The organism is Amphibacillus marinus, from assembly GCF_900110345.1.
Taxonomy (GTDB): Bacteria; Bacillota; Bacilli; order Bacillales; family Amphibacillaceae; genus Amphibacillus_D; species Amphibacillus_D marinus.
Genome location: NZ_FODJ01000007.1, coordinates 60,878 through 83,393, shown reverse-complemented (window position 1 = coordinate 83,393; position 22,516 = coordinate 60,878). Strand labels below are relative to the sequence as shown.

The following is a 22,516-nucleotide window of genomic DNA, read 5'->3' as shown; positions in this document are numbered from 1 at the left end:
GGTTGCGTGTTATTAATTAGCACGCAACTTCTTTTATAATGACAGCTTAATTGACTCGCTTTTTATCATAGCAAGTAAATGCGATAACTCAGTTACTTCAGAAATGGCAACAACACCGGAAATTTTATTGCCAAGCAGATGCTTGGCAATTGCAGCAGTAACCTTTGCTGTTAAAGCGTAATCTGATCGTGTCTCTAATCGCAACGTTTTCGTTACTACCTGTCCTGCTATGTTACCGGTTATCTCCACAGTTAAATATGCCGTTTCTGACTTCTCAGGATTATGGCTAACCCCTTTTTCAAGCAGACGGGCAAAGCGGCCAACCTTCTGCAATAGCCCGAGCCGTTGCACGATAGTAATTATTGCATTGTAGAAAGGACGATTCCAAGCTGTCCAATAGTATAGCTCAACTCCTGACCATTTCTCAAGTTGCTGTAATAGCTGTTTTTCATCATGCTCAATTAAACGGACCTTTCTACTTAGCCCGCTTTCGCCAAAGCCCATTAATCTCGATTTAGTAAATCCTTTTATCTGTTGTCCGTTTCTGATCACTGGCTGTGCAATAATGTTTAGCATATCTAGTACCCCAGTTATGCCAACTTTAGCGTTCGTATTTTGCAAGAGGGCAACATTAATTTCGTTTATTTCAGTAAAGGCATGACCCAGGTCGTTAATCATAAGTCCTGACAAGCCAGGGATAAAGCCCGTCATTACAACTGAGCCGGTTAGTGGCGTTGCATATGATGTTGCTAGTTGTTGGACTTGCTTAACAAATGGATAAAATGGAGTGACATCAATACAGACAATTTCCTGGTCAAAGCATGCTTGCTGGATAAAAGGCTGCTGTTGCTTAACAGTTACAATAACTAGTTCAACTCCTCTAACAACATCGCTAACTTGCTCTTGGTTATGCACATCAAGATACCGCCATTCCGAAACGCTCTCAAACTGCTGTAATAACAATTCAGCCCGTTCCTTTTTGTAGTCCGTTACCATTAACTGAATAGGCTCAACAATTATTTGCTCTAATTCATGGCAAATAAGTCTTCCTAACACACCACCCGCACCAATCACCAGTATCCGCTTCATTATTACTCCCTCCAAACGGTAATCTAATATTATCCCTATACTAGCATGAAAACCTTGTTATTACTTGCTATTTTAACAATTGCTTAAATACAATTAATTTGGTAAACTATTTTGACGAACGTTCGTCAGGAAGGGTGTAATAAATGTCTGCTGAAAAGATTAAACAGGCCGCGCTTCAGCTATTTGCAGCGCATGGTTATGATGGCACATCTTTAGCTCAAATTGCTACGGCGGTTGGGATAAAAAAACAATCCATTTATACTCATTTCCAGGGGAAGGATCAGCTTTTTTTGGCTTTAATTAGAGAAACCTTTGAAATTGAACGAAAGCGAGAGGAAGCGTTTTTCTCAGAGCAAGAGCAGCTATCATTAAAACATTTTTTAGAAAACGTTTTGGCTAGTTATCTCGTTCGCTTTGATCATGATGACCGGCTAAAATTCTGGCTACGAAACACATTTTTGCCACCAAAGCATTTATATCCTGTTATTAATAAACAAGTAAACCAGTATATCCTTGATATTGAAACGATTTACTTACCTCGATTCGAGCAAGCCGTTCTTGAAGGTGAAATTAGTAGAATTGATGCCAGCCAAGTCAATTTAGCCTTTTCTGCATTGTTAGATTCGATTGAAGTGGAGTTGATTTATGGTGACCAGGAACGGGTGAAAGAGAAAATGAACGCTTCTTGGTCAATATTCTGGAATGGTATTTGTTAGCGAACAAATAAGGGGGATTAGGCATGTACCATGCTGCTACACTTAAAGATAAACTAAAGTTATTTCTAAAACTTCTCTGGCCAATTTTAATTACGCAAGTTAGCTTAGCGATGATGAGCTTTGTCGATACGATTATGTCAGGTCGGGTTGGAACAAGCGACTTGGCTGGTGTTGCGATAGGCGCTAGTTTATGGTCGCCCGTGTTTACGGGCGTTAATGGCGTCATGTTGGCTGTTACTCCACTCATTGCACATGCCTTAGGAAAACGGGAAAAAGACCGCATTCAAGGGATTATTAATCAAGCTATTTATCTTGCCATTATAATTGGCGTCTTGGTCATCCTTATTGGAGGACTCTTATTAAATCCGGTGCTTAACTGGATGCAGCCAGAGGAAAGTGTCCATTTTGTTGCTAAACATTATTTAATTGGACTTTCTATTGGTATTATCCCGTTATTTATCTCTAACGTTTTACGTAATTTTTATGATGGACAAGGAATGACTCGCATTTCAATGTTCATTACCATTTCTGCTGTTCCCTTTAATTTTTTACTGAATTATTTGTTTATCTTTGGAAATTTCGGTTTCCCTCAGCTAGGCGGTATTGGCGCAGGGTATGCCACTGGTGCAACTTACTGGGTCATTCTGTTGATTAATATCCTGTTAATCTTTAAGCTCGATGCTATTAAACAGTTTAAACTATTTGTTCAGTGGAACAAACCATCGCTGACTGCTTGGCAGGAGCAATTATCAATTGGGGTTCCGATTGGTCTGACAATTTTCTTTGAATCAAGTATTTTTTCTGTCGTTACGTTATTAATTAGTGTCATGTTTTCTACCACAGCAGTGGCTGCCAATCAAATCGTGATTAGCTTTAGTTCAATGGTGTTTATGATGCCATTAAGTATTGCAATGGCGTTAACTATTGTAGTTGGCTATTCAGTTGGTGGGGATAGGCTAGCTGCTGCTAAGCAATATAGTATTTTAGGCGTTTCTAGTGGGATCGGTATTCTAGGTATTGCAGCTACATTTATGTTCTTTTTCCGTGAACAGATTGCCAGCTGGTACTCTACTGATGCGAGTGTCGTTGAACTTGCTGGGCAGCTTTTTTTGATCGCCATTTTATATCAGCTTTCAGATGGGGCACAGTCTGGACTACAAGGGGTTTTACGGGGCTATAAAGACGTGAAGATTCCATTCTTTATCTCACTTATATCATATTGGTTACTTGGTATTCCAATTGGCTACTTGTTAGCTACTTTTACTGCTGTCGGTCCATTTGGATTATGGATTGGTATTCTTATTGGTCTAACAAGTGCTGCTGTTGGCTTTCTATTTCGCCTACGCTTTATTTCACGGGTTAAAACGAAGCAATTACAGACATAATTAATATGGTTTAGTAATTCTTTATTATTTGTTAGTTAATGTAAGTTTGGGGGTTTACTTGATCCAGTAATAAGCGCTCTCTTGCGGCGATCGGGGCTTATGCCATTCCTGCTAGAGTCTATTCCTAGAGCTTCCGACTATCATTGTTAAAAAATCCTCCTCTAACACCATGTAGGCAAGTCCATTAAAATTAAAACAGGCTAACTATTGACTTTCTATAGTTAGCCTGTTTTAGTCTAGAGAGCAGTCGCTCGCTCTCTGTTAAAGCTTAAATAGCGGGTACCCTGAAAGGTTAGTTGGCCCGTATCTCCTTCTGATAGAATACCATACTGTTTACCTGACAGCTTAAATTCCGATCGATCGCCACTATCAAACTCAAATGTTACATAATAATCGGTTTGAGCTGAGCCGGGGTGCTGGTGAGACCCTGCGAAGCTAACATAATCCGTTCGCTTCGATTTCACAACAGCGTTAACATTTAGTTTAGGAGATTTTTCATTTTTGTTCCATTGCCGAAAGCCTCTAGCCGCTGAGAAGATTAGTCCACCAATAACAACAATAAAGACGACAAAGATAAAGATTGGGACCAATTCAAACATCATGTCACCTGGACCTGTATAAAAATAATCATCCATTTAAAGACTCCTTTCTCTAATTGAATAAGCCCATAAGTATGATTAAATTATAGCAGTTAAAAAGCGCGTAGACTAGCAGGCTTGGTTCTTTTAATTAAGCTTCCTTATCTATAATCTATGCTAATAGCCCTGTCAGTACCCCTACTAATTATAACTCAACCCCAGTAACCTCTTTAAAATCATTTGTTTTATTTAGCAGTGCTAAATCTTGCTCTGTCACTTCCTCATCCACTGTTAACAGCATAATGGCATCTCCACCAACAGTTGAGCGACCGACCTGCATTGTCGCAATATTCGTTTGGTTCTTCGCTAATAATGTTCCCACTTTTCCTATTGCCCCGGGTTGATCTTGATGACGAATGAATATGATATGACCTTCTGGAACCAAATCAACATTGTAGCTATCTACTTGAACAATACGTGGACCTAGGCCTTGTAGCAACGTTCCAGCTACTGTTTTTGTACCATCTTCCGTCTTAATCTCTACCTTAATTAGATTAATAAACCCTTCTGAATGGCTGGTGATATGCTCATTAATTAAAATGCCTTGTTGTTCGGCTAAATAAGCCGCATTCACATCATTTATGTGGTTACCAAAATGGTGCTTTAGTAGCCCTTTAATCGTATTTCTTGTTAATGGTCCTACCTCAACATCATGAAGTTCTCCAGAGTAATAGATATTAATCTCTTTAATCACCTGTTTCGTTAAGCTGGTCAAAAATACCCCTAGCTTCTCAGCTAAATAGAAGAATGGTTCAATTTTTTTCATTACTTCCTTAGGTACTGAAGGAAGATTAACAGGATTCTTGACTAAATCCCCATTTAGTAAGCGAACGACATCATAACTCACATCAACCGCAACAGATTCTTGTGCCTCAATTGTACTTGCCCCTAAGTGTGGTGTGGCAATGACTTGCGGAAGCTGAAGTAGCTTATGGTCCGTTGCTGGTTCCTGCTCAAATACATCTAATGCTGCCCCCGCCACCTTACCTGCTACAATTGCTTGATAAAGTGCCTCCTCATCAATAATACCCCCACGGGCACAATTCACAATTTGAACACCTGTCTTCATCTTACTAATTGCATCAGCATTAATGAGATGCTTCGTCTCCTTAAGCAACGGTGTATGAATGGTAATAAAGTCAGCGACCTTAATCACCTCATCAACCGTTCCTTTGATAAGCCCTAACTGGTCCGCCTTCTCTTCAGTCAAAAACGGATCATAGGCCATTACCTTCATGCGTTGCCCTTTAGCTCTTAAAGCAACCTCACGTCCAATTCGACCTAAGCCAATAACGCCTAACGTCTTGCCTTTCAGCTCCACACCAACATGGGCTTTTCGATCCCATTTCTGTTGCTTTAGTGCGTAGTAGGCTTGAGGAATCTTTCGGGCTAGAGCCATTAACATAGCGACTGTATGCTCGGCTGCTGAGTTGGTGTTACCATCTGGTGCATTGACAACAATTACACCATGCTCAGTAGCTGCTGTTAAATCAATATTGTCGACACCCACACCCGCTCTACCAATAATTTTAAGGTTTGCGGCTGCCGCAATAATTGCTCTTGTTACCTTTGTTTGGCTCCTTACCAACAGTGCGTCATACATTGGCATCATAGCAACCAGTTCCGCTTCAGTTAAATCAGTCTTTACATCGACCTTAATAGTGCTGGCTTGCCTTAGTGGAAAAATACCATCCTCACTTAAAGGATCACTAATTAATACACGATAAGTCATGTGAACATTCCCCCTGTTTTTATTGAATAATTAATCGACAAATCTGCATTGGTAATAATAAGAAATTAAAAAAGCTTCTCCCCCCTCACATTAATAGTAAGGGGCGAAAAGCTTTGGTTTCCGCGGTACCACCCTAGTTTTGCTCAGCAAGAAATAAACTGTAGCCTTCATTAGTCCTGTGCGTATCGAACACAAATCGATCAAACCTACTCTAATAGTTCAGTTTGACTGCTCAGAAGTGCTACTTATTGCTTGAAGCACTGGTTCACAGCTACCACCAGCTCTCTTAACCTGCAGAGGCAATATTCATGTCTTCTTCATCGCTTCTGTTATCTAATTATTTTGAATTTTCATTTATCATAGCATGATTATAATAATTGTCAACTTTTTTTCACAAATTTCTGGATTGTGAAATCAGCTAGCACAAAAGCTAGCTAGCGCTGTACTTAACAGATCTTCATTAGCCCATTTAATAGCGCCTTTCCTTATTATATGTCTAAATTCTCCGCACTTGCTTATTTTCTTTCTTTGAAAAAATGATAGTATTTGATCACATCGTAGTACAAACAAAATACAACAAATTGTGATGAAAACGCAACCATTCCTTTTGTAGTAAGTGCTACAATTCCAACAAGAGAGGTGATTAAGCATGCAACTTGATCGACGCAGTAACAATTTATTGAAAGAGGTGTTGACTAATCCACAGATTAAAAGTATTTCACTGGAGAGTAAGTATGAGCTCAGTAGACGACAAATTAGCTATAGCTTTGAAAAGATTAATCACTGGCTCCTAACGAAAAACCTTCCGCCGATTAACCGAAATCGTCAAGGCATGTTTTTAATTGAACCGATTTTAATTGAAACACTTCTCAGCAAGCAAGAAAACAACGCCATGAAAGAGCTAGTCCTAACCGAAGAAACGCGTATACAAATCATTTTACTTATGATGATTAGTCAAATTGATGAAACCTTATCGCTTAACCATTTTACACATGCGCTTGATGTCAGTAAAAACACTGTATTACATGATATTAAGCAAGCCCAATTAATCATTCAGGAAGATGACTTAACTATTCATTATAGTCGAAAAGCAGGCTACTACATTGAAGGTGAAGAGTTCTTTATTAGAAAGTTGCTTGTTCATCTCATTAATCGTTTGTTATTTGTACAAAATAAGCAATTATTTCTCAGTGAAATTATGCGTTTATCTAATCAAGAGCTTGTTGAAATGACCTTACGAGTGGAACGGATTGAGAACCAACTAAACCTGAAGTTTACTGATGAAAAGATCGATGCATTACCATTTAGCCTCATTATTATTTTAAAACGAATTAGGGCTGGTATGTTTATTGGTGATTTGCCAGTAAAGCATGATGAGCTCACATACACGAAAGAATGGCAGGCTGTCTATGAGCTTTTTGATGAGACCGAACATATTCCTGATTCTGAACGCGTGTTCTTTACTTTACATTTGCTAATTACTAATATTTATTGGTCTGACCTTCATAAGCAAGATATTGTGCCGAGTTTAATGATCGCCATTAATGAAATGCTTACCAAGTTTGAGAAATATGCTTGTATGGTCATTAAAGATCGCGATCAATTAATAAATAAGCTCCTGATACACGTGAAACCAGCTTATTATCGAATTAAGTTTGAGCTTACTGATATTGATCAGCTACATCAACCGGTTGGTGCGGAGTTCTCTGAGCTACAGCACTTAGTTAAAAAAGCAATTACTCCCCTCGCTCAGCTAATTGGTCAAGACATTCCTGACCATGAGATTACTTACCTATCCATGCTAATAGGCGGCTGGTTAGCACGACAAGGGGAGCATCTAAATAAGAAAATAAAGGCAGTTATTGTTTGCCCAAAAGGCGTTTCTGTTTCAAAGATGATGGATAGTGTACTGAAAGAGATCTTCCCTGAGTTTGTGTTTCTAGATTCACTTTCTGTGCGAGAATTCTATCAATTTCAATTGGACTACGATATCGTCTTTAGTCTCATCCATTTAGAGACAGATCGAAAAGTATTTATTGTGAAATCCTTTCCAGAAAAGGAAGAAAAGCTTTGGCTGCGGCAACAGGTTATGGGCTATCTTTACGGTTATTCCAATGATGTTATTAATGTGGAGGAACTAATCAATGTTATTGAAAAGGATGCGACAATTTTAAATAAAACTAACCTAACCAAGCGTATTTATAGTTTTATCAACCAGCAAGGAACATCAACACCCTTGCTGACAGAGGAAGAGCCCACACCTCATTTAGCGGAGTTAATCCCTGCAACAAACATAACACTTAGAAAAAATATCAAATCTTGGAATGAAGCCATCCGTGTAACAGCTCAGCCACTACTTAGAAAAGGAGCAATTACTCACCAGTATGTTGATGCGGTTATTGAGCATTGTCAGGAAGACCCGTACATCGTAATAGGAGACGGATTAGCCATACCACATGCGAGTCCAGAAAATGGGGTTTTACATGTTGGCATGAGCCTATTACGGATTGAAGAAGGCGTAACATTTGCTCATGACTATTCGATTAAAATTATTATTCTCATTGCTGCGTTAGATAAACACCAACATTTTAAGGCTTTGACGGAATTGTTAAAGCTTGCAGGCACTAGAGCGGATTTACTAAAAATAAAACAAGCTAAAGTCAAAAAAGAAATAACAGACACCTTTAAAAAATATCAGCAATTGTAACTTTGTTGTGAGGGGGAATAGATTTGAACCATTTACACTTTGATGAGTCACTTATCTTTAAAAATTTACAAGCACAATCAACTGAAGACGCACTTAAGCAAGTTGCCACAGCACTATTCCAGCAAGGGCTTGTAAAGGAAAGCTATATTAACGCAGTCATTGAACGCGAAAAACAATACGCAACAGGGCTGCCCACTGAAGGAATTGCTGTTGCTATTCCACACACAGACTGCATCCACGTTAATCAAAAAGCGATTGCTATCGCTGTGCTTGATAAACCGATTGAGTTTGGGATTATGGGTGAACTAGACTCTACGACACCAGTATCCATTATCTTTATGTTAGCAATGGATCAGGAGCATGCTCAATTATCATTATTACAAAATTTGATGGCGATTTTCCAAGATCGTGTCTTTCTTGAGTTCTTGGTCAATGAGCCAGATAAACAGTTAATTAAGGAAAAAATCCGTTTGAATTTACTGAAGGGAGGTGAAGGAAAATGAAAAAGAAGAAAAATGTTCTTGTTGCATGTGGTGCTGGTATTGCGACATCTACTGTAGTCAATAGTGCGCTTGAGGAATTAGCGAAGCAACATAATATTGCTGTGAACCTTATCCAAATTAAAATTGCTGAAGTAAATGCATATGTTGAGACGGCTGACCTACTCGTTAGCACAACGATTGTCCATAAAGAGTATCCTTTCCCGGTCATTAATGCTAAGGCATTCTTAACTGGAATTGGTCTTGATGAGGTTAAGCAACATATTGTTGACGAATTAAAAAAATAAGCTATTTTCATCTTTTTTATTATTAAACAAAGGGGATCGCTTTCTTAGCGTACAGAATAAAGCAACAAATCATGAGGGAGGAATTGTTGATGCAAGATGTAATCGATTTTTTACAAGCTTTTTTAGATTTAGGTGCGACGGTCATCTTACCTGTGGTCATCTTTTTACTCGGACTACTATTCGGTCAAAAACCAGGTAAGGCGTTTCGCTCTGGTTTAACAATTGGGGTAGCATTTGTTGGAATATTTCTGGTCGTTGACCTTTTAGTCAACAATCTTGGGCCTGCAGCTCAAGGTATGATTGAACGATTCGGAATCGAGTTAAATGTTATTGATGTCGGCTGGCCTGCTGCTGCTTCAATTTCTTGGGCATCGCCGATCGCTGCTTTTATTATTCCTTTAGGAATTATCATCAATATCATTATGTTGGTAACCAAAACAACAAAAACAATGAACGTTGACATTTGGAATTTCTGGCACTTCACCTTTACTGGCGCAATGGTACACGCTTACACTGGCAGTATTATTCAAGGATTGATTGCTGCTATCTTATTCCAAATTGTTTGTTTAAAGGTTGCGGATTATACTGCACCTATGCTTGAAGACTATTATGAACTACCTGGCATTTCAATCGCTACAGGGAGTACAATCTCGTATGCCCCAATTGGAATTCCTTTAGTTAAACTGATTGAAAAAATACCTGGCTTAAACAAGTTACACGCTGACCCTGAGACAATCCAAAAACGTTTTGGTATTTTTGGTGAGGGAATATTCATGGGCCTTATTCTTGGGATTACACTTGGATTGCTTGCTGGCTATGCTGTTGGTGATGTCATTGAAATTGGGATGGCTATGGCTGCCGTTATGGTCCTAATGCCAAGAATGGTGAAAATCTTAATGGAAGGACTTACACCCGTATCTGAATCAGCTCGTGAATTTTTACAAAAACGCTTTGGTGCCCAAAAAATATACATTGGACTTGATGCTGCTGTGGCAATTGGTCACCCCGCCGTTATCTCTACTGCCCTTATTCTAGTCCCAATAACAGTTGCACTCGCTGTCTTTTTACCTGGAAACAGTGTCCTGCCTTTTGGTGACTTGGCTACTATTCCATTTATTGTTGCGTTCATTGTTGGTGCAGCACGTGGAAACATCGTGCACTCTGTTATTGTTGGAACGATTGTGATCGCACTCTCACTCTATATTGCGACTGATGTTGCCCAATTCCATACACAAATGGCGATTGATGCTAACTTTAGCATCCCTGAAGGCACTAACCTAATTTCGAGTATTGACCAGGGTGGAAATGTCGTTAACTATATCATCTATCGCTTGTTTACCTTGTTTAATTAACTAATTTCAAACAGAGAGAATTTAGGAGGGATTAACTGTGAAGGCACTGGTAAAAACAGCACCCGGGTTTGGCCATTTAGAGCTTCAAGATGTTGAAGAACCTAAACCAAATCCTGATCAAGTTAAGATTGAAGTTAAGTATGCAGGCATATGTGGTTCTGATGTTCACACCTATGAAGGCAATTATAAAGTGAAAACACCGGTCACATTAGGTCATGAATTTGCTGGCGTTGTGGTCGAGGTCGGCAAGAACGTGACCGAGTTCCAAGTTGGTGATCGAGTAACATCTGAGACAACTTTTTCCATTTGTGGCGAATGTAAGTATTGTAAATCAAAAGACTATAACCTTTGTGCACATCGTAAAGGAATAGGTTCGCAACAGAATGGTGGCTTTACCAAGTATTTAATTGCACGGAAAGAAAGTTTGCATAAGCTACCCCAACACGTTGATTATCGAGCAGCAGCTATGACCGAGCCACTTGCATGCACCTATCACGCAGCAAACAAAGCATCCATTAACGAGCATGACCTTGTGGTCGTATTCGGACCTGGGCCAATCGGGCTGTTGCAAGCTCAAGTAGCCAAAACGTATGGTGCAACAGTCATTATTGCTGGACTTACTCACGATAAAATTCGCTTAGATAAGGCGAAGGAGATCGGGATTGATTACGCCATTAACTTACAGCAGGATGATCTACATGCCCTTGTTGCGCAGTTGACTGAAGGCTATGGTGCTCATGTTATTTTTGAATGCTCTGGAGCAGTTCCAGCAGTAAGACTAGGTTTAGATTTACTAAGAAAGAAAGGACAATTTGTGCAAGTTGGCATTTTCTCTAAAGCTGAAATTCCCATTGACTTCGAGAAGATTATTCAAAAGGAAATTCAAGTTACTGGCTCACGGAGCCAAACCAGTAGAGACTGGGAGCCTTCATTAGCACTAATGAATGAAGGACGTGTTACTCCGAAGGCATTAGTAACCCATGAGCTAAGCATTGGCGATTGGGACGAGGGTTATCGTGCTATTAAAGATGGTGACGCTATAAAGGTTTTACTAACTTCAAATTAATGAAAGTGAGGAAGGTAATATGGAATTAACAGATTTAATTGAGAAGCTTGACTATACATTATTAAAACCAACAACAACAAAAAGTGAGATGATGACTTTCTGTAATGAAACCATTACTTATGGCTTTAAGGTTATTTTCGTGCATCCGTATTATCTTCCCTATGTCTGTGCCTTAGTCTCAGAGCATGATGTGAAGGTTGGGGCACCAATCGGTTTTTCTTTGGGCGGTGCAACAACAAAAACAAAGGTCTTTGAGACTCAAGACGCCATTAACAATGGAGCCCGCGAAATAGATATGCTAATTAATCTAGGCGCCTTGAAATCAAAAGCCTATAGCATGGTTAAATATGATATTTCTGAGGTCGTTAAGGCTTCAGAGGGCTTACTTACAAAGGTTATTATTGAAACTGCTTTACTTACTGAAGATGAGAAAAAAATTGCCGCCCAATTAATTGTAGAAGCTGGTGCGGATTTTGTGAAAACCTCAACTGGCTTTAATGGCGGCGGTGCAACCTTTGACGATGTTAAACTATTAAGATCAATCGTTGGACCCGATTTTGGTATTAAAGCAGCTGGCGGCATTCGTTCCTATGATGATGCTATAAAAATGCTTGAATTAGGGGCCGACCGATTAGGTACAAGTGGAGCAGTCGCCATTATTTCTGGAAAGACGTCTACTGCCGAGTATTAATTAAGGTGGTGAAACTATGACAATTATTTTAGGTAGCGATCATGGTGGCTATCAAATAAAACAGACTATTATTGAATGGCTCGTAAAAGAACAACTTGAATTTCGTGATCTTGGTTGTTTTTCTGCGGAGGCAACCGATTATAGTCCAATAGCTCAGCAAGTCGCCGAAGTAATTCAGCATTGTCCAAACTCAGAGGATATGGGGATTTTAATATGTGGTACCGGTATTGGTATGTCAATTATGGCGAATAAAGTACCCGGTATTCGTGCATCTGTTGTTCATAATACGTTTACTGCACAGGCGACTAGGGAGCATAATAACTCTAACATCCTATGCTTAGGCGCCCGGGTACTGCCATCAGACCAAGCAGCACTAGATATTGTAAAGACGTGGTTAAATACGCCTTTCCTAGGCGGAAGACATAAGCAACGAATTGATTATATTACCAATTATGAAAGCTTTAAAATTAATAAGAGAGGGAGATAGCTATGGTTGAAACATTTTTGGATTTTGCACTTGGACGCTTTGGCAGATCAATTAGTCAATTTTATATCGAACATCAGCTTTTCTTTAATTCGACCGTTGTCATCGTTTCGTTATCTATGCTTTTTAAACCTAGCTTTCTAACAAAAAAAAATAATAACCAATAACGGAGGGACACGAATGCTTAAGCTTGCACCATCTCTATTAGCCGCTGATTTTTCTACACTAGGGCAGGTTGTTAAAGAAACAGCTGATGCTGGGGCAGATATGCTTCACATTGATATAATGGATGGCCATTTTGTACCCAATCTAACCTTTGGCCCTGACCTTGTTAAAGCAATCCGATTGCATAGTAACCTAAAGTTTGATGTCCATCTCATGATTGAAAATCCCGATCTTTATTTAAAAGCATTTGTTGATGCTGGAGCTGATATTATTACTGTCCATGTTGAGACCTGTACACACTTGCATCGTACAATCCAGCAAATTAAAGCGCTAGGTGCTAAAGCTGGAGTCGTTTTAAATCCAGCAACGCCGGTTAATTTGCTTGAGCCTATCCTAAAGGATATTGATATGGTACTTATTATGACTGTTAATCCAGGCTTTGGAGGACAGTCTTTTATTCCTCAATCTATTGACAAGATTAAACGACTAAAGAAAATGATAACAAACAACGGGCCGTGCACCATTGACATTCAGGTTGATGGTGGTATTACACTTGATAATGTTCAAGATGTCATCAATGCGGGAGCAAACGTTATTGTTGCAGGCTCAGCGATTTATAATAATCAAGCGCTTAGTGACAACATAAAAAGATTTAAAGAAGCGATGTACGCAGCTAACGCATGATGAAACGAAACTATTTGCGATAGGGACTGATAATATGAAAGCGTTGTGTTTATACGATAAACAGGATCTACGTTTTGAAGATGCTAAAGCCCCTGCGTTGGAGCATGATGATGATGTCATTATTAAAGTTAAGGCGGTTGGTGTTTGTGGCTCAGATCTTTCACGTTATGCAAAGCTTGGTCCATATATTCCTGGAGTGGTCTTTGGTCATGAATTTGCTGGAGTTGTGGTCAAAACAGGCGCTGCAGTTACAGGCATTACAACCGGTGATCGGGTAGCTGGCTGTCCCGCGCTATACTGTGGAAAATGTATCAGTTGTCAAAAGGGGGCGTATTCTCAGTGTGAATCCTTAACTGTGCTTGGCGCCAAGCATCCTGGGGCTTATGCAGAATATACAAAGCTACCTGCTGAGAATGTCATTAAATTACCCGATTCAGTTGATTTTGATTCTGCCGCTATGATTGAGCCATCCGCTGTTGTTTTACATGGCTTGTACAAGACTGCCATCCAGCCAGGATCAACGGTGGCTGTTATTGGCTGTGGTAGCATTGGCTTATTAGCAGTCCAGTGGGCAAAGTTATTCGGTGCCAAGATGATTGTTGCCATTGACATTGATGATAGTAAATTAGAATTAGCTCAAGCACTGGGTGCTGACATGATCATTAATTCACAAAATGTTGTCGCTCATGAATATCTATTCACGCATTCTAACGGTGTCGATCTTGCCGTAGAAGCTGCAGGGTCACCGATAACTTCAGCACAAGTATTTGCCCTTTGTAAAAAAGGAGGTCAGGTCCTCTATTTAGGTATTCCTTACGGCAATGTTTCAATTGAACGTTTCTATTTCGAAAAAGTTGTCAGAAATGAATTGGAGATTATCGGCTCTTGGAACGCCTTATCCGCTCCTTTTCCTGGAAAGGAATGGCACACGACCGTTCATCATCTAGCTAATGGTTCTTTAAATATTCTACCAATAATCTCCCACCGACTTTCATTAAAACAAGGGCCCTGGCTATTCAATGAAATCACTCAGAATAAGCAAAGCATGGGGAAAGTTATTTTCTATCCAGAATTAGACTCCTAATTCTATTATTCTATAATATAAAGCTAAAGGATGTGCAAAACAGATGCTACAAAGTAAAAGCATTGAAAATCAAGCAATTGATACAATTAGAACACTTTCCATTGATGCCATTGAACAGGCAAATTCTGGTCATCCGGGTATGCCGTTAGGCGCTGCAACAATGGCCTATACGTTATGGATCAAACACATGAAGCATAATCCACTAAATGCAAATTGGTTTAACCGAGATCGATTTGTATTATCTGCTGGTCATGGGTCGATGCTGCTCTATAGTTTACTTCATTTATTTGGTTATGGTCTCTCGATTGATGACTTGAAGCAGTTTAGACAATGGGGGAGCCTAACACCTGGCCATCCTGAATACGGTCATACCATTGGCGTTGATGCAACCACAGGTCCACTAGGTCAAGGTATTGCAACAGCAGTTGGGATGGCTATGGCAGAATCGCACTTAGCCAACACTTATAACAAGAAAGATTTTTCCATTATTGATCATTTTACCTTTGCGATTTGTGGTGATGGTGATTTAATGGAGGGTATCTCCTCTGAAGCAGCTTCTTTAGCTGGTCACTTAGGATTAGGTAAACTTATCGTCCTCTACGATTCAAATGATATTTCTCTTGATGGTGAATTACATCATTCATTTTCCGAAAAAATTGATCAACGGTTCCACGCATACAACTGGCAATATATTTATGTAGATAATGGTAATGATATAGAATCCCTTTCTACCGCACTTGAGCAAGCAAAGCTAGATTTAGAGCGGCCAACTTTAATTGAGGTGAAGACAACTATTGGGTTTGGTTCACCTAATAAAGCAGGCACTTCAAGCTCTCATGGTGCACCCCTTGGTAAAGCGGAAGCTAAATTAACCAAGCAACAGTATAATTGGAATACCGATGAGCCATTTCATGTTCCAAATGCAGTGTATCATCATTTTAAGAAAGTTGCAGCTAAGGGTGAGAATGAAGAACAAAAATGGGAGCAAACCTTTCATGCCTATAAGCTAGTATACCCTGACTTAGCACAGAAGCTTGAAGAAAGCATTGATGGAAACACTCCAACTAATTTAGCAGAGCAGTTTGAGCGTTATCTTGAAGGACAAGAAGTGGCAACGCGTTCCGCCTCAGGTCAGATCATTAATAAACTTGCTAGCATTATTCCTAATTTCTTTGGTGGCTCTGCTGATTTAGCAAGCTCAACGAAGACAAACATAAATGACGAGCAAATATTCTCAAAGACTAATCCTTCAGGTAAAAATATTTGGTACGGTGTACGTGAATTTGCAATGGGCGCAGCCATGAACGGTATCGCTTTACATGGTGGACTAAAGACTTTTGCCGGAACTTTCTTTGTTTTTTCTGACTATTTACGCCCTGCTATCCGTTTGGCAGCTTTAATGAAACTCCCAGTTACCTATGTATTTACCCATGATAGCATTGCGGTCGGTGAAGATGGACCTACTCATGAGCCGATTGAGCAACTTGCTTCATTGCGAGTCATCCCTAATCTTTCAGTTATTCGTCCAGCTGATGGTAACGAAACTAATGCAGCGTGGCAGTTAGCAATTGAATCAAAGGATCAGCCCACCGCCCTTGTGCTATCACGTCAAAATTTAGCTTGTCTTAGCGGAACTCAGGATAATATCTTACAGAAGGTCGCTCACGGCGCCTACGTCCTTTCACCTAGCAAAAAGAAACAGCCTGATGCAATTATCATGGCGTCCGGTTCTGAAGTTTCATTGGCTATTAAAGCACAGGAACGCCTTCTTAATAAACATCAAATTGATACTCAAGTGGTGAGCGCACCGTCCCTTGATCGCTTTGATGCTCAATCAACAGAATATCAGGAAGCTGTGTTACCATCAGCGGTAACTCAGCGACTTGCTATTGAAATGGGAAGCAGTCAATCTTGGTATAAGTATGTAGGAACAAATGGAGCTGTATTAGGAATTGATTCATTTGGTGCCTCTGCTCCAAGCGAGGTAGTAATTGAAAAGTATGGCTTCACTGTTGAGTCAGTTGTTAGCCGTGTGCTAAGCTTAACGTAAAGAGATTCTATTAAGGCATGTTTTGGTAAATAAAAAAATATATTTTAGCAGAACAAACTGTTCACATAAGTACTGCGCTTTCCTCTTTTATTTGGTTACTTTTTTTAGTTGCCAATAGAATAATTAAGGGCTACCGTAGCTTTTACTGCGGTAGCCCTTTTTTCAAATTGTTTAGCTATGTTCTTGCGCTGGTCTTTTTTTGTGACCATAAATACGCGATGCAAAGTGCTTGTCAATTAATGGTGCAAATCCATTCATAATTAAAATAGCAATGCCCACCCCACCAGGAAAATTAAACACAATTCTAATCAGTGCTGTTAGAATCGCACAACCTAATGCAAACACCTTCTTTCCATCAGGTGTTAATGCGCCAGAACTATAATCGGTAGCCATATAGACTGCGCCAAATAATAACGTTCCACTTAATACATGGGTGATCATGTAAGTAAAACTAAAATTACCGTAAATAGACATGATAGCAGCAAATGCCGTTACATAGATAACAGGTATCTTTAAGCCAATTATACCTCTACCAACTAAATATATGAGGCCGAGCAAAATAGCAAGCTTTGAAGTTTCTCCTACGTTTCCTCCGAGGCCAATGCCTAAAAATAAGTCCCACAAACCCGGGAATTCACCATGTCCCATGTGTTCAGGAACAGCTCGTGAAAAGTTCCCGATATACTGTAATGGTGTAGCTGTTGAGACAACATCAGGCTGTGGTGTCACCCAATTAGTAATCCATGGTGTGAAAAATACTTTTAACATCACCCGTGCCGCCACAGCTGGATTAAAAGCATTTCTGCCTATCCCACCAGGGAGCTGTTTGACAATTAAAATAGCAAATGCGCTCCCAACTATAATGCTCCACCATGGTGCTGTCACCGGCAAGCTTAACCCGATTAACATACCGGTTAGCGCAGCGCTGTAATCTGAGATGGTAATATCGATACCTTTCCATTTTTGATAAAGATACTCAAAAGCTACGCTTGAACCTATCCCAAGAGCAACCATAACAAGAACATGCCAACCAAAAAAGTATATAGCAGCAATGGTCGGAAAAACTAATGCAATCATTACCTGTTGCATTATCCATGAAGATTTTCTCTTAGAATATAAATGTGGAGCAGGCGTATTTAATAATTTCTCTTGCATCAAAGCGATTGAATGGCTCATTATTTATCCTCCTTACGCGCCCTAATTGCCGATTTCGCTGAGCGAATATTTTCTAATAGCGGAATTTTTGAAGGACAAATATAAGAGCAATTTCCACAATCGATACAATCCATTGCACCAAGCTTTTCTGCTTCATCTATATCACCGTTTTCATATGCATTACTTATCATGATAGGCTGCAAGCTAATTGGGCAAACATTTAGACATTCCGAACACTGAATACACGGTGTCCGTTCTGCTGGGACAATATCACCCTTTTCCAAGAACGTGATGACAGATGATCCTTTAGTAATTGGAACCTGACCAGAAGTTAATGGACGGCCCATCATTGGCCCTCCGTGAATCATCTTACCTGGACTAGATTGAAAACCATCACACTCATCTATTAAATGATTAATTGGTGTACCAATCCTTACCCAAAGATTTTTAGCTTCTTTAATTGGTTCACCACTTACTGTGGTTACCCGCTTGGTAAGGGGACGTCCTAAGCGAACAGCCTCGTAGACTGCATAGGTTGTTGCTACATTGGCAACGACTGTATGAACATCGGCTGGTAGCCCACCAGGAGGGACCTCTCTACCTGTCAATGTCTTAATTAAGTTCTTTTCTGATCCTTGTGGATAAATCGTTTCCAATTCGCGAATCTCAATGTGATCATGCTCAATGATCGCCTTCTTCATAACGGCTACACTTTCGTGCGCATTTGATTCAATGGCAATGTATGCCTTTTTGACAGGCAAAACCTCAACTAAAACACGAATACCTTCTATTAATCCCTCTGCATATTCAACCATCAAACGATGATCTGATGTTGAATAGGATTCACATTCAGCACCATTGATAATTAATGTGTCAATTTCTTTACCTGGAGGCGGTGATAGCTTAACTGAGGTTGGAAAGGTTGCTCCTCCCATACCAACAATCCCCGCTTGTTCAATTAAAGCTAATTTAGCCTTTTGGGAAAGCTCCTCCCCCTGCTTGAAGAGTGGTTCTGCCCGCACATCCTTATAATCGTTCTTGATTGTAATACAAGGTCCTTTACCATGCACTGTTGGTTGATCAGATATATCAATAACCTTACCTGATACTGATGCATAAATATTAGCCGAGATAAATCCATCTTTCTCGGCAATAAGCTGACCAAGCTTGACATAATCACCTTCTTCTACAGTCGGTTTAGCTGGAGCGCCTATATGCATAGCTAATGGAAACATTAAATACTCTGGTACGGTTGCTTCTTCAATCGGACGGTGCTCCGTCCTTGACTTTCTTTCTTCGGTATATGCACCTTCTCTTTTCCTGTTAAATTGAAATAACATACGCCATTCCTCTCCTTCTACTAATCATTTACTGATGATTGATTGTAAGAATAGTGATGTCTTAAAAATAAATAAGTTGATTCATTTCATGTTAGAGAATTGTTTTGTAAATAAAGTGAGTTGTTCAATTCGATTACTGTCGATGTCTGATTATCGGAGTACTCTGAGGTTGTATAATCTTTGCATTATACACATTTTAAAGCTTGTAGGTTTTAAAAAAAGAGAGCTTTTTTGGTCTTTATGTAATATTAGTAAGTGTAATCAATCCTTTACTATTATAATAGGTTGCTATCTACAATTATCTATTCCTATTTTACTCGCCGTTCAAACCTTTATTTCTAGTCCTTTCCTTCATTTAATTATTAGAGTTAATTAGAACATATTTTTTTATTTCAGACAACTTATTTGCTTACTTAAAACGTTATCTCTCATCTTAAAAAATAGCTTTTTAGGTTCTTCATTAAATAGCGTTGGTTAAGCAAATGTTTGTATTGCTCCAGCAAAAAGAACTGCTCTCCGTGGGAGTCTGCTCTTTTTTAATTCTGCCTAATCTTAGGAAATTAGCTTACCAACGCTATTTGATATACAACCCTTTTTACAAGCCGTTCATAACAAAACCTATACTTAGGTGACTGACTAAATTAGTCATACTCACCTTAGTATAGGTTTTAGTTACTACTTATTCGCTCACGAATGGCAATAATGCCATTTGACGTGCGCGTTTAATTGCTCTAGTTAACTTACGTTGATATTTTGCTGACGTACCTGTTACACGACGTGGAAGAATCTTTCCACGTTCAGAAACAAATCGTCTTAGTAAATCAACGTCTTTATAGTCGATATGAGTAATGCCATTTGCAGTGAAATAACATACTTTACGACGCTTAGATCGTCCACCGCGACGTGGTGCCATTTTGCAACACTCCTTTACTAATTAAAATGGTAAATCATCATCTGATATATCAATAGGCTCCAAATTATGATTTGGTCCGCCTGATTGTTGATCTTGCTGAATAGGCGCTTGTTGTTGGTTCTGGTGTTGCTCAGACTGATAACTTCCAGACCCTTGTCCGCTATTCCGTGATGTAGATCCATTCGAACTATTTCTAGATTCTAGAAATTGCACCGAATCTGCTACAACTTCTGTAACATAAACACGTTTTCCATCTTGTCCATCAAATGATCGAGTTTGGATTCTGCCATCAACACCAATTAAGCTCCCTTTATTCATATAGTTTGCTAAATTTTCTGCTGGTTTTCTCCATATCACGCAATTAATAAAATCTGCTTCTCGATCACCTTGCTGGTTAGAAAAAGGTCTATTTACAGCAATGGTGAAGTTAGCCACTGCTACGCCATTAGCAGTGTAGCGTAAGTCTGGATCCTTCGTTAACCTGCCGACAAGTACGACACGATTTAACATGAGACCCCTCCTTAATTATTGATCCTCTTCGCGAATCGCAATATGACGAATAATATCGTCAGAGAATTTCGCTAAACGATCGAATTCATTAATAGCTTTTTCATCGCCTTTAAATGTAATGACGACATAATAACCATCACGGAAATCATTGATTTCATAAGCAAGACGTTTCTTGCCTTTTTCATCAACTTTAGTAATCTCCGCTCCGTTATCAGTAAGAATTGTGTTAAAACGCTCAATTACAGCTGTTTTAGCGTCATCTTCAATGTTTGGGCGGACGATATACATAATTTCATAATTTCTCATCCGTTGACACCTCCTTTTGGACTTAACGGCCCTTTGCTCTCAAAGGACAAGGAGTAATTTTTCTATTACTCACAATCAAAAATTATATCATTTTTCTTTTTTAATATCAAGAGTAAAATTAATTATATATAGTTGGCTCTCAATTATACGTTGAATCTGAAGTGAATAACGTCGCCATCCTTGACCATATATTCTTTACCCTCTAAGCGCACCTTGCCTCGCTCTTTGGCAGCAACCATAGATTTAGCATCAACTAAGTCATCATACGATACTGTCTCAGCTCGAATAAACCCTCTCTCAAAATCAGTATGGATGATTCCAGCTGCTTGAGGAGCCTTTATTCCTTTTTTAAAGGTCCATGCCCTCACCTCTTGCTCTCCAGCTGTAAAATAGGTTGCTAAACCTAATAATTGATAGGTTGCTTTAATAAGCTGATCTAGCCCTGATTCTGCTATGCCTAACTCTTCCAAGAACATTTCTTTTTCTTCTCCCTCAAGTTCAGCAATTTCAGATTCAACTTTTGCACTAATAATAATCACTTCTGCATTTTCTTCTTGTGCAAATGCTCTTACCTTTAGAACATTTGGGTTTTGATCTGCTTCTAGAAGCTCATCCTCACCCACGTTAGCAACATAAAGAATCGGTTTTTGAGTTAATAGGTGCAAGCCCTTAACAAATTTTTGTTGCTCTGTTGAGAAGTCAATCGAACGAGCTGGCTTTTCATTTTCAAATGCCTCGTTTAATTTAGACAATATGTCGTATTCAACTAGAGCCTCTTTATCTTTTTGTCTTGCTAATTTTTCAACCCGTTGTAGTCTTTTACTTACGGTCTCTAAGTCAGCTAGAATTAGCTCTAAGTTAATGGTCTCAATATCTGAAATAGGATCGACTGTACCAGACACATGTGTAATATTATCATCATTAAAACAGCGTACCACATGGCAAATCGCATCTACTTGTCTAATATGAGATAAGAATTGATTTCCTAACCCTTCCCCTTTACTTGCCCCTTTTACGATCCCTGCTATATCAGTAAACTCAAAAGCTGTTGGAACCGTCTTTTTTGGTTTAACCAAATCCGTTAAACTATTTAGACGTTGGTCTGGTACCTCTACAATACCAACGTTTGGGTCAATTGTACAAAATGGATAGTTTGCTGATTCTGCACCTGCTTGCGTAATTGCATTAAATAATGTTGATTTCCCTACGTTTGGTAAACCAACAATTCCTGCTGTCAATGCCATCTTCCTTCACTCCTTAAAACGATAACGCTCTTCTGAACGATACTTCATTTTTATTATAGTTTTGCAGACGATAAAACACAAGTTGACTTTTTTATGCTTTAACGTAAAGAAACAATAGAATTATTTCTTTACGATGTTTCTCACCCCTTTTTAAGAGCTTTTTTGATAGCATAATAAAAATTTGTTTCACGTGAAACATTACTTGTTTGATTCAAGCACTTTTTTTAATTTAGCTTCAAATTTTTTTCTTGGAATAAGCACACTATGCTCGCAGCCTTGACATTTAATCCGAATATCCATCCCCATTCGAATAATTTTCCATCTATTGATGCCACAAGGATGTGGCTTCTTCATTTCAACGATATCATTTAACTCAAACTGTTTATTCATTTGAAACCTCCTTAGTAATCAGCACTAG

At 39.2% G+C, this 22,516-nt stretch carries 23 protein-coding genes and 1 other annotated feature; of the genes, 13 read left to right on the top strand and 10 right to left on the bottom strand.

Going from position 1 to position 22,516, the window contains the following annotated elements; translation table 11 throughout:
- Positions 1-33: 33 nt before the first annotated feature.
- Complete coding sequence (locus tag BM000_RS10535; RefSeq protein ID WP_091497884.1) at positions 34-1,089, bottom strand: saccharopine dehydrogenase NADP-binding domain-containing protein; 1,056 nt, start codon at positions 1,087-1,089, stop codon at positions 34-36.
- A 143-nt stretch (positions 1,090-1,232) separates the two neighbouring features.
- On the opposite strand from BM000_RS10535, the gene BM000_RS10530 reads away from it, so the two are divergent.
- Both BM000_RS10530 and BM000_RS10525 read left to right on the top strand, forming a co-directional pair.
- The gene (locus BM000_RS10530; protein WP_091497881.1) at positions 1,233-1,805 is read left to right on the top strand and encodes a TetR/AcrR family transcriptional regulator; all 573 of its coding nucleotides are present in this window, start codon (positions 1,233-1,235) and stop codon (positions 1,803-1,805) included.
- Between the two features lie 23 nt (positions 1,806-1,828).
- Entirely contained in the window at positions 1,829-3,190 is a 1,362-nt protein-coding gene (locus tag BM000_RS10525) for an MATE family efflux transporter (protein WP_091497878.1), read from the top strand.
- A 236-nt stretch (positions 3,191-3,426) separates the two neighbouring features.
- On the opposite strand, the gene BM000_RS10520 is transcribed toward BM000_RS10525, so the two are convergent.
- Complete coding sequence (locus BM000_RS10520) at positions 3,427-3,825, bottom strand: DUF2500 domain-containing protein (protein WP_091497876.1); 399 nt, start codon at positions 3,823-3,825, stop codon at positions 3,427-3,429.
- A gap of 148 nt (positions 3,826-3,973) precedes the next feature.
- Complete coding sequence (serA, locus tag BM000_RS10515; RefSeq protein ID WP_091497873.1) at positions 3,974-5,560, bottom strand: phosphoglycerate dehydrogenase; 1,587 nt, start codon at positions 5,558-5,560, stop codon at positions 3,974-3,976.
- A 96-nt stretch (positions 5,561-5,656) separates the two neighbouring features.
- Positions 5,657-5,890 (bottom strand) — a binding site (T-box leader).
- Positions 5,891-6,209: 319 nt separating this feature from the next.
- Here serA and BM000_RS10510 point away from each other — a divergent pair.
- The 11 genes from BM000_RS10510 (at position 6,210) to tkt (ending at position 16,630) form a co-directional block, all read left to right on the top strand.
- Positions 6,210-8,267: a BglG family transcription antiterminator gene (locus BM000_RS10510; protein ID WP_091497871.1), complete on the top strand. Its 2,058-nt coding sequence runs from the start codon at positions 6,210-6,212 to the stop codon at positions 8,265-8,267.
- Between the two features lie 23 nt (positions 8,268-8,290).
- Positions 8,291-8,770: a PTS sugar transporter subunit IIA gene (locus tag BM000_RS10505; protein WP_091497868.1), complete on the top strand. Its 480-nt coding sequence runs from the start codon at positions 8,291-8,293 to the stop codon at positions 8,768-8,770.
- The gene (locus BM000_RS10500) at positions 8,767-9,054 is read left to right on the top strand and encodes a PTS sugar transporter subunit IIB (RefSeq protein ID WP_091497866.1); all 288 of its coding nucleotides are present in this window, start codon (positions 8,767-8,769) and stop codon (positions 9,052-9,054) included. The genes BM000_RS10505 and BM000_RS10500 overlap by 4 nt, the downstream gene beginning before the upstream one ends.
- Positions 9,055-9,143: 89 nt before the next feature.
- Complete coding sequence (locus BM000_RS10495; RefSeq protein WP_091497864.1) at positions 9,144-10,406, top strand: PTS galactitol transporter subunit IIC; 1,263 nt, start codon at positions 9,144-9,146, stop codon at positions 10,404-10,406.
- A 37-nt stretch (positions 10,407-10,443) separates the two neighbouring features.
- On the top strand, positions 10,444-11,472 hold the full coding sequence (locus tag BM000_RS10490; RefSeq protein ID WP_091497861.1) for a zinc-binding dehydrogenase: 1,029 nt from the start codon (positions 10,444-10,446) through the stop codon (positions 11,470-11,472).
- 19 nt (positions 11,473-11,491) lie between these two features.
- Complete coding sequence (gene deoC, locus BM000_RS10485) at positions 11,492-12,163, top strand: deoxyribose-phosphate aldolase (protein ID WP_091497857.1); 672 nt, start codon at positions 11,492-11,494, stop codon at positions 12,161-12,163.
- A 16-nt stretch (positions 12,164-12,179) separates the two neighbouring features.
- Positions 12,180-12,650 carry a ribose 5-phosphate isomerase B gene (rpiB, locus tag BM000_RS10480; RefSeq protein ID WP_091497854.1) on the top strand — a complete coding sequence of 157 codons (471 nt, stop codon included), beginning with the start codon at positions 12,180-12,182 and terminating at the stop codon, positions 12,648-12,650.
- A gap of 2 nt (positions 12,651-12,652) precedes the next feature.
- The gene (locus BM000_RS16775) at positions 12,653-12,814 is read left to right on the top strand and encodes a hypothetical protein (RefSeq protein ID WP_177178275.1); all 162 of its coding nucleotides are present in this window, start codon (positions 12,653-12,655) and stop codon (positions 12,812-12,814) included.
- A gap of 13 nt (positions 12,815-12,827) precedes the next feature.
- A complete protein-coding gene (rpe, locus tag BM000_RS10475; RefSeq protein ID WP_091497852.1) occupies positions 12,828-13,496 on the top strand; it encodes a ribulose-phosphate 3-epimerase in 669 nt (222 codons plus the stop codon).
- 34 nt (positions 13,497-13,530) lie between these two features.
- Positions 13,531-14,580: a galactitol-1-phosphate 5-dehydrogenase gene (locus BM000_RS10470; RefSeq protein WP_091497849.1), complete on the top strand. Its 1,050-nt coding sequence runs from the start codon at positions 13,531-13,533 to the stop codon at positions 14,578-14,580.
- 43 nt (positions 14,581-14,623) lie between these two features.
- A complete protein-coding gene (gene tkt, locus BM000_RS10465; RefSeq protein ID WP_091497847.1) occupies positions 14,624-16,630 on the top strand; it encodes a transketolase in 2,007 nt (668 codons plus the stop codon).
- Between the two features lie 171 nt (positions 16,631-16,801).
- Here the strand turns inward: tkt and BM000_RS10460 are convergent, their stop codons facing one another.
- The 7 genes from BM000_RS10460 to BM000_RS10430 all read right to left on the bottom strand — a co-directional run bounded on the left by BM000_RS10460 (position 16,802) and on the right by BM000_RS10430 (position 22,488).
- Positions 16,802-17,806, bottom strand: a complete 1,005-nt coding sequence (locus BM000_RS10460) for an RnfABCDGE type electron transport complex subunit D (RefSeq protein WP_091497844.1) — start codon at positions 17,804-17,806, stop codon at positions 16,802-16,804.
- A complete protein-coding gene (rsxC, locus tag BM000_RS10455) occupies positions 17,806-19,125 on the bottom strand; it encodes an electron transport complex subunit RsxC (protein WP_091497840.1) in 1,320 nt (439 codons plus the stop codon). The genes BM000_RS10460 and rsxC overlap by 1 nt, the downstream gene beginning before the upstream one ends.
- Before the next feature lie 679 nt (positions 19,126-19,804).
- Positions 19,805-20,038 carry a 30S ribosomal protein S18 gene (gene rpsR, locus BM000_RS10450; protein WP_091497837.1) on the bottom strand — a complete coding sequence of 78 codons (234 nt, stop codon included), beginning with the start codon at positions 20,036-20,038 and terminating at the stop codon, positions 19,805-19,807.
- 21 nt (positions 20,039-20,059) lie between these two features.
- Entirely contained in the window at positions 20,060-20,548 is a 489-nt protein-coding gene (ssb, locus tag BM000_RS10445) for a single-stranded DNA-binding protein (RefSeq protein WP_091497834.1), read from the bottom strand.
- 15 nt (positions 20,549-20,563) lie between these two features.
- On the bottom strand, positions 20,564-20,854 hold the full coding sequence (gene rpsF / locus BM000_RS10440) for a 30S ribosomal protein S6 (protein ID WP_091497832.1): 291 nt from the start codon (positions 20,852-20,854) through the stop codon (positions 20,564-20,566).
- A gap of 143 nt (positions 20,855-20,997) precedes the next feature.
- Positions 20,998-22,098, bottom strand: coding sequence for a redox-regulated ATPase YchF (gene ychF / locus BM000_RS10435; RefSeq protein WP_091497830.1), 1,101 nt, complete (start codon positions 22,096-22,098; stop codon positions 20,998-21,000).
- A gap of 198 nt (positions 22,099-22,296) precedes the next feature.
- A complete protein-coding gene (locus BM000_RS10430) occupies positions 22,297-22,488 on the bottom strand; it encodes a DUF951 domain-containing protein (protein ID WP_091497828.1) in 192 nt (63 codons plus the stop codon).
- Positions 22,489-22,516 lie beyond the last annotated feature (28 nt).

What these genes read in the sequence shown, in the direction of transcription:
- BM000_RS10535 (WP_091497884.1), bottom strand. Translation starts at nt 1,089, where the DNA reads ATGAAGCGGATACTGGTGATTGGTGCGGGTGGTGTGTTAGGAAGACTT.
- BM000_RS10530 (WP_091497881.1), top strand. Translation starts at nt 1,233, where the DNA reads ATGTCTGCTGAAAAGATTAAACAGGCCGCGCTTCAGCTATTTGCAGCG.
- BM000_RS10525 (WP_091497878.1), top strand. Translation starts at nt 1,829, where the DNA reads ATGTACCATGCTGCTACACTTAAAGATAAACTAAAGTTATTTCTAAAA.
- BM000_RS10520 (WP_091497876.1), bottom strand. Translation starts at nt 3,825, where the DNA reads ATGGATGATTATTTTTATACAGGTCCAGGTGACATGATGTTTGAATTG.
- serA (WP_091497873.1), bottom strand. Translation starts at nt 5,560, where the DNA reads ATGACTTATCGTGTATTAATTAGTGATCCTTTAAGTGAGGATGGTATT.
- BM000_RS10510 (WP_091497871.1), top strand. Translation starts at nt 6,210, where the DNA reads ATGCAACTTGATCGACGCAGTAACAATTTATTGAAAGAGGTGTTGACT.
- BM000_RS10500 (WP_091497866.1), top strand. Translation starts at nt 8,767, where the DNA reads ATGAAAAAGAAGAAAAATGTTCTTGTTGCATGTGGTGCTGGTATTGCG.
- BM000_RS10495 (WP_091497864.1), top strand. Translation starts at nt 9,144, where the DNA reads ATGCAAGATGTAATCGATTTTTTACAAGCTTTTTTAGATTTAGGTGCG.
- deoC (WP_091497857.1), top strand. Translation starts at nt 11,492, where the DNA reads ATGGAATTAACAGATTTAATTGAGAAGCTTGACTATACATTATTAAAA.
- rpiB (WP_091497854.1), top strand. Translation starts at nt 12,180, where the DNA reads ATGACAATTATTTTAGGTAGCGATCATGGTGGCTATCAAATAAAACAG.
- BM000_RS16775 (WP_177178275.1), top strand. Translation starts at nt 12,653, where the DNA reads ATGGTTGAAACATTTTTGGATTTTGCACTTGGACGCTTTGGCAGATCA.
- rpe (WP_091497852.1), top strand. Translation starts at nt 12,828, where the DNA reads ATGCTTAAGCTTGCACCATCTCTATTAGCCGCTGATTTTTCTACACTA.
- BM000_RS10470 (WP_091497849.1), top strand. Translation starts at nt 13,531, where the DNA reads ATGAAAGCGTTGTGTTTATACGATAAACAGGATCTACGTTTTGAAGAT.
- tkt (WP_091497847.1), top strand. Translation starts at nt 14,624, where the DNA reads ATGCTACAAAGTAAAAGCATTGAAAATCAAGCAATTGATACAATTAGA.
- BM000_RS10460 (WP_091497844.1), bottom strand. Translation starts at nt 17,806, where the DNA reads ATGAGCCATTCAATCGCTTTGATGCAAGAGAAATTATTAAATACGCCT.
- rsxC (WP_091497840.1), bottom strand. Translation starts at nt 19,125, where the DNA reads ATGTTATTTCAATTTAACAGGAAAAGAGAAGGTGCATATACCGAAGAA.
- rpsR (WP_091497837.1), bottom strand. Translation starts at nt 20,038, where the DNA reads ATGGCACCACGTCGCGGTGGACGATCTAAGCGTCGTAAAGTATGTTAT.
- ssb (WP_091497834.1), bottom strand. Translation starts at nt 20,548, where the DNA reads ATGTTAAATCGTGTCGTACTTGTCGGCAGGTTAACGAAGGATCCAGAC.
- rpsF (WP_091497832.1), bottom strand. Translation starts at nt 20,854, where the DNA reads ATGAGAAATTATGAAATTATGTATATCGTCCGCCCAAACATTGAAGAT.
- ychF (WP_091497830.1), bottom strand. Translation starts at nt 22,098, where the DNA reads ATGGCATTGACAGCAGGAATTGTTGGTTTACCAAACGTAGGGAAATCA.
- BM000_RS10430 (WP_091497828.1), bottom strand. Translation starts at nt 22,488, where the DNA reads ATGAATAAACAGTTTGAGTTAAATGATATCGTTGAAATGAAGAAGCCA.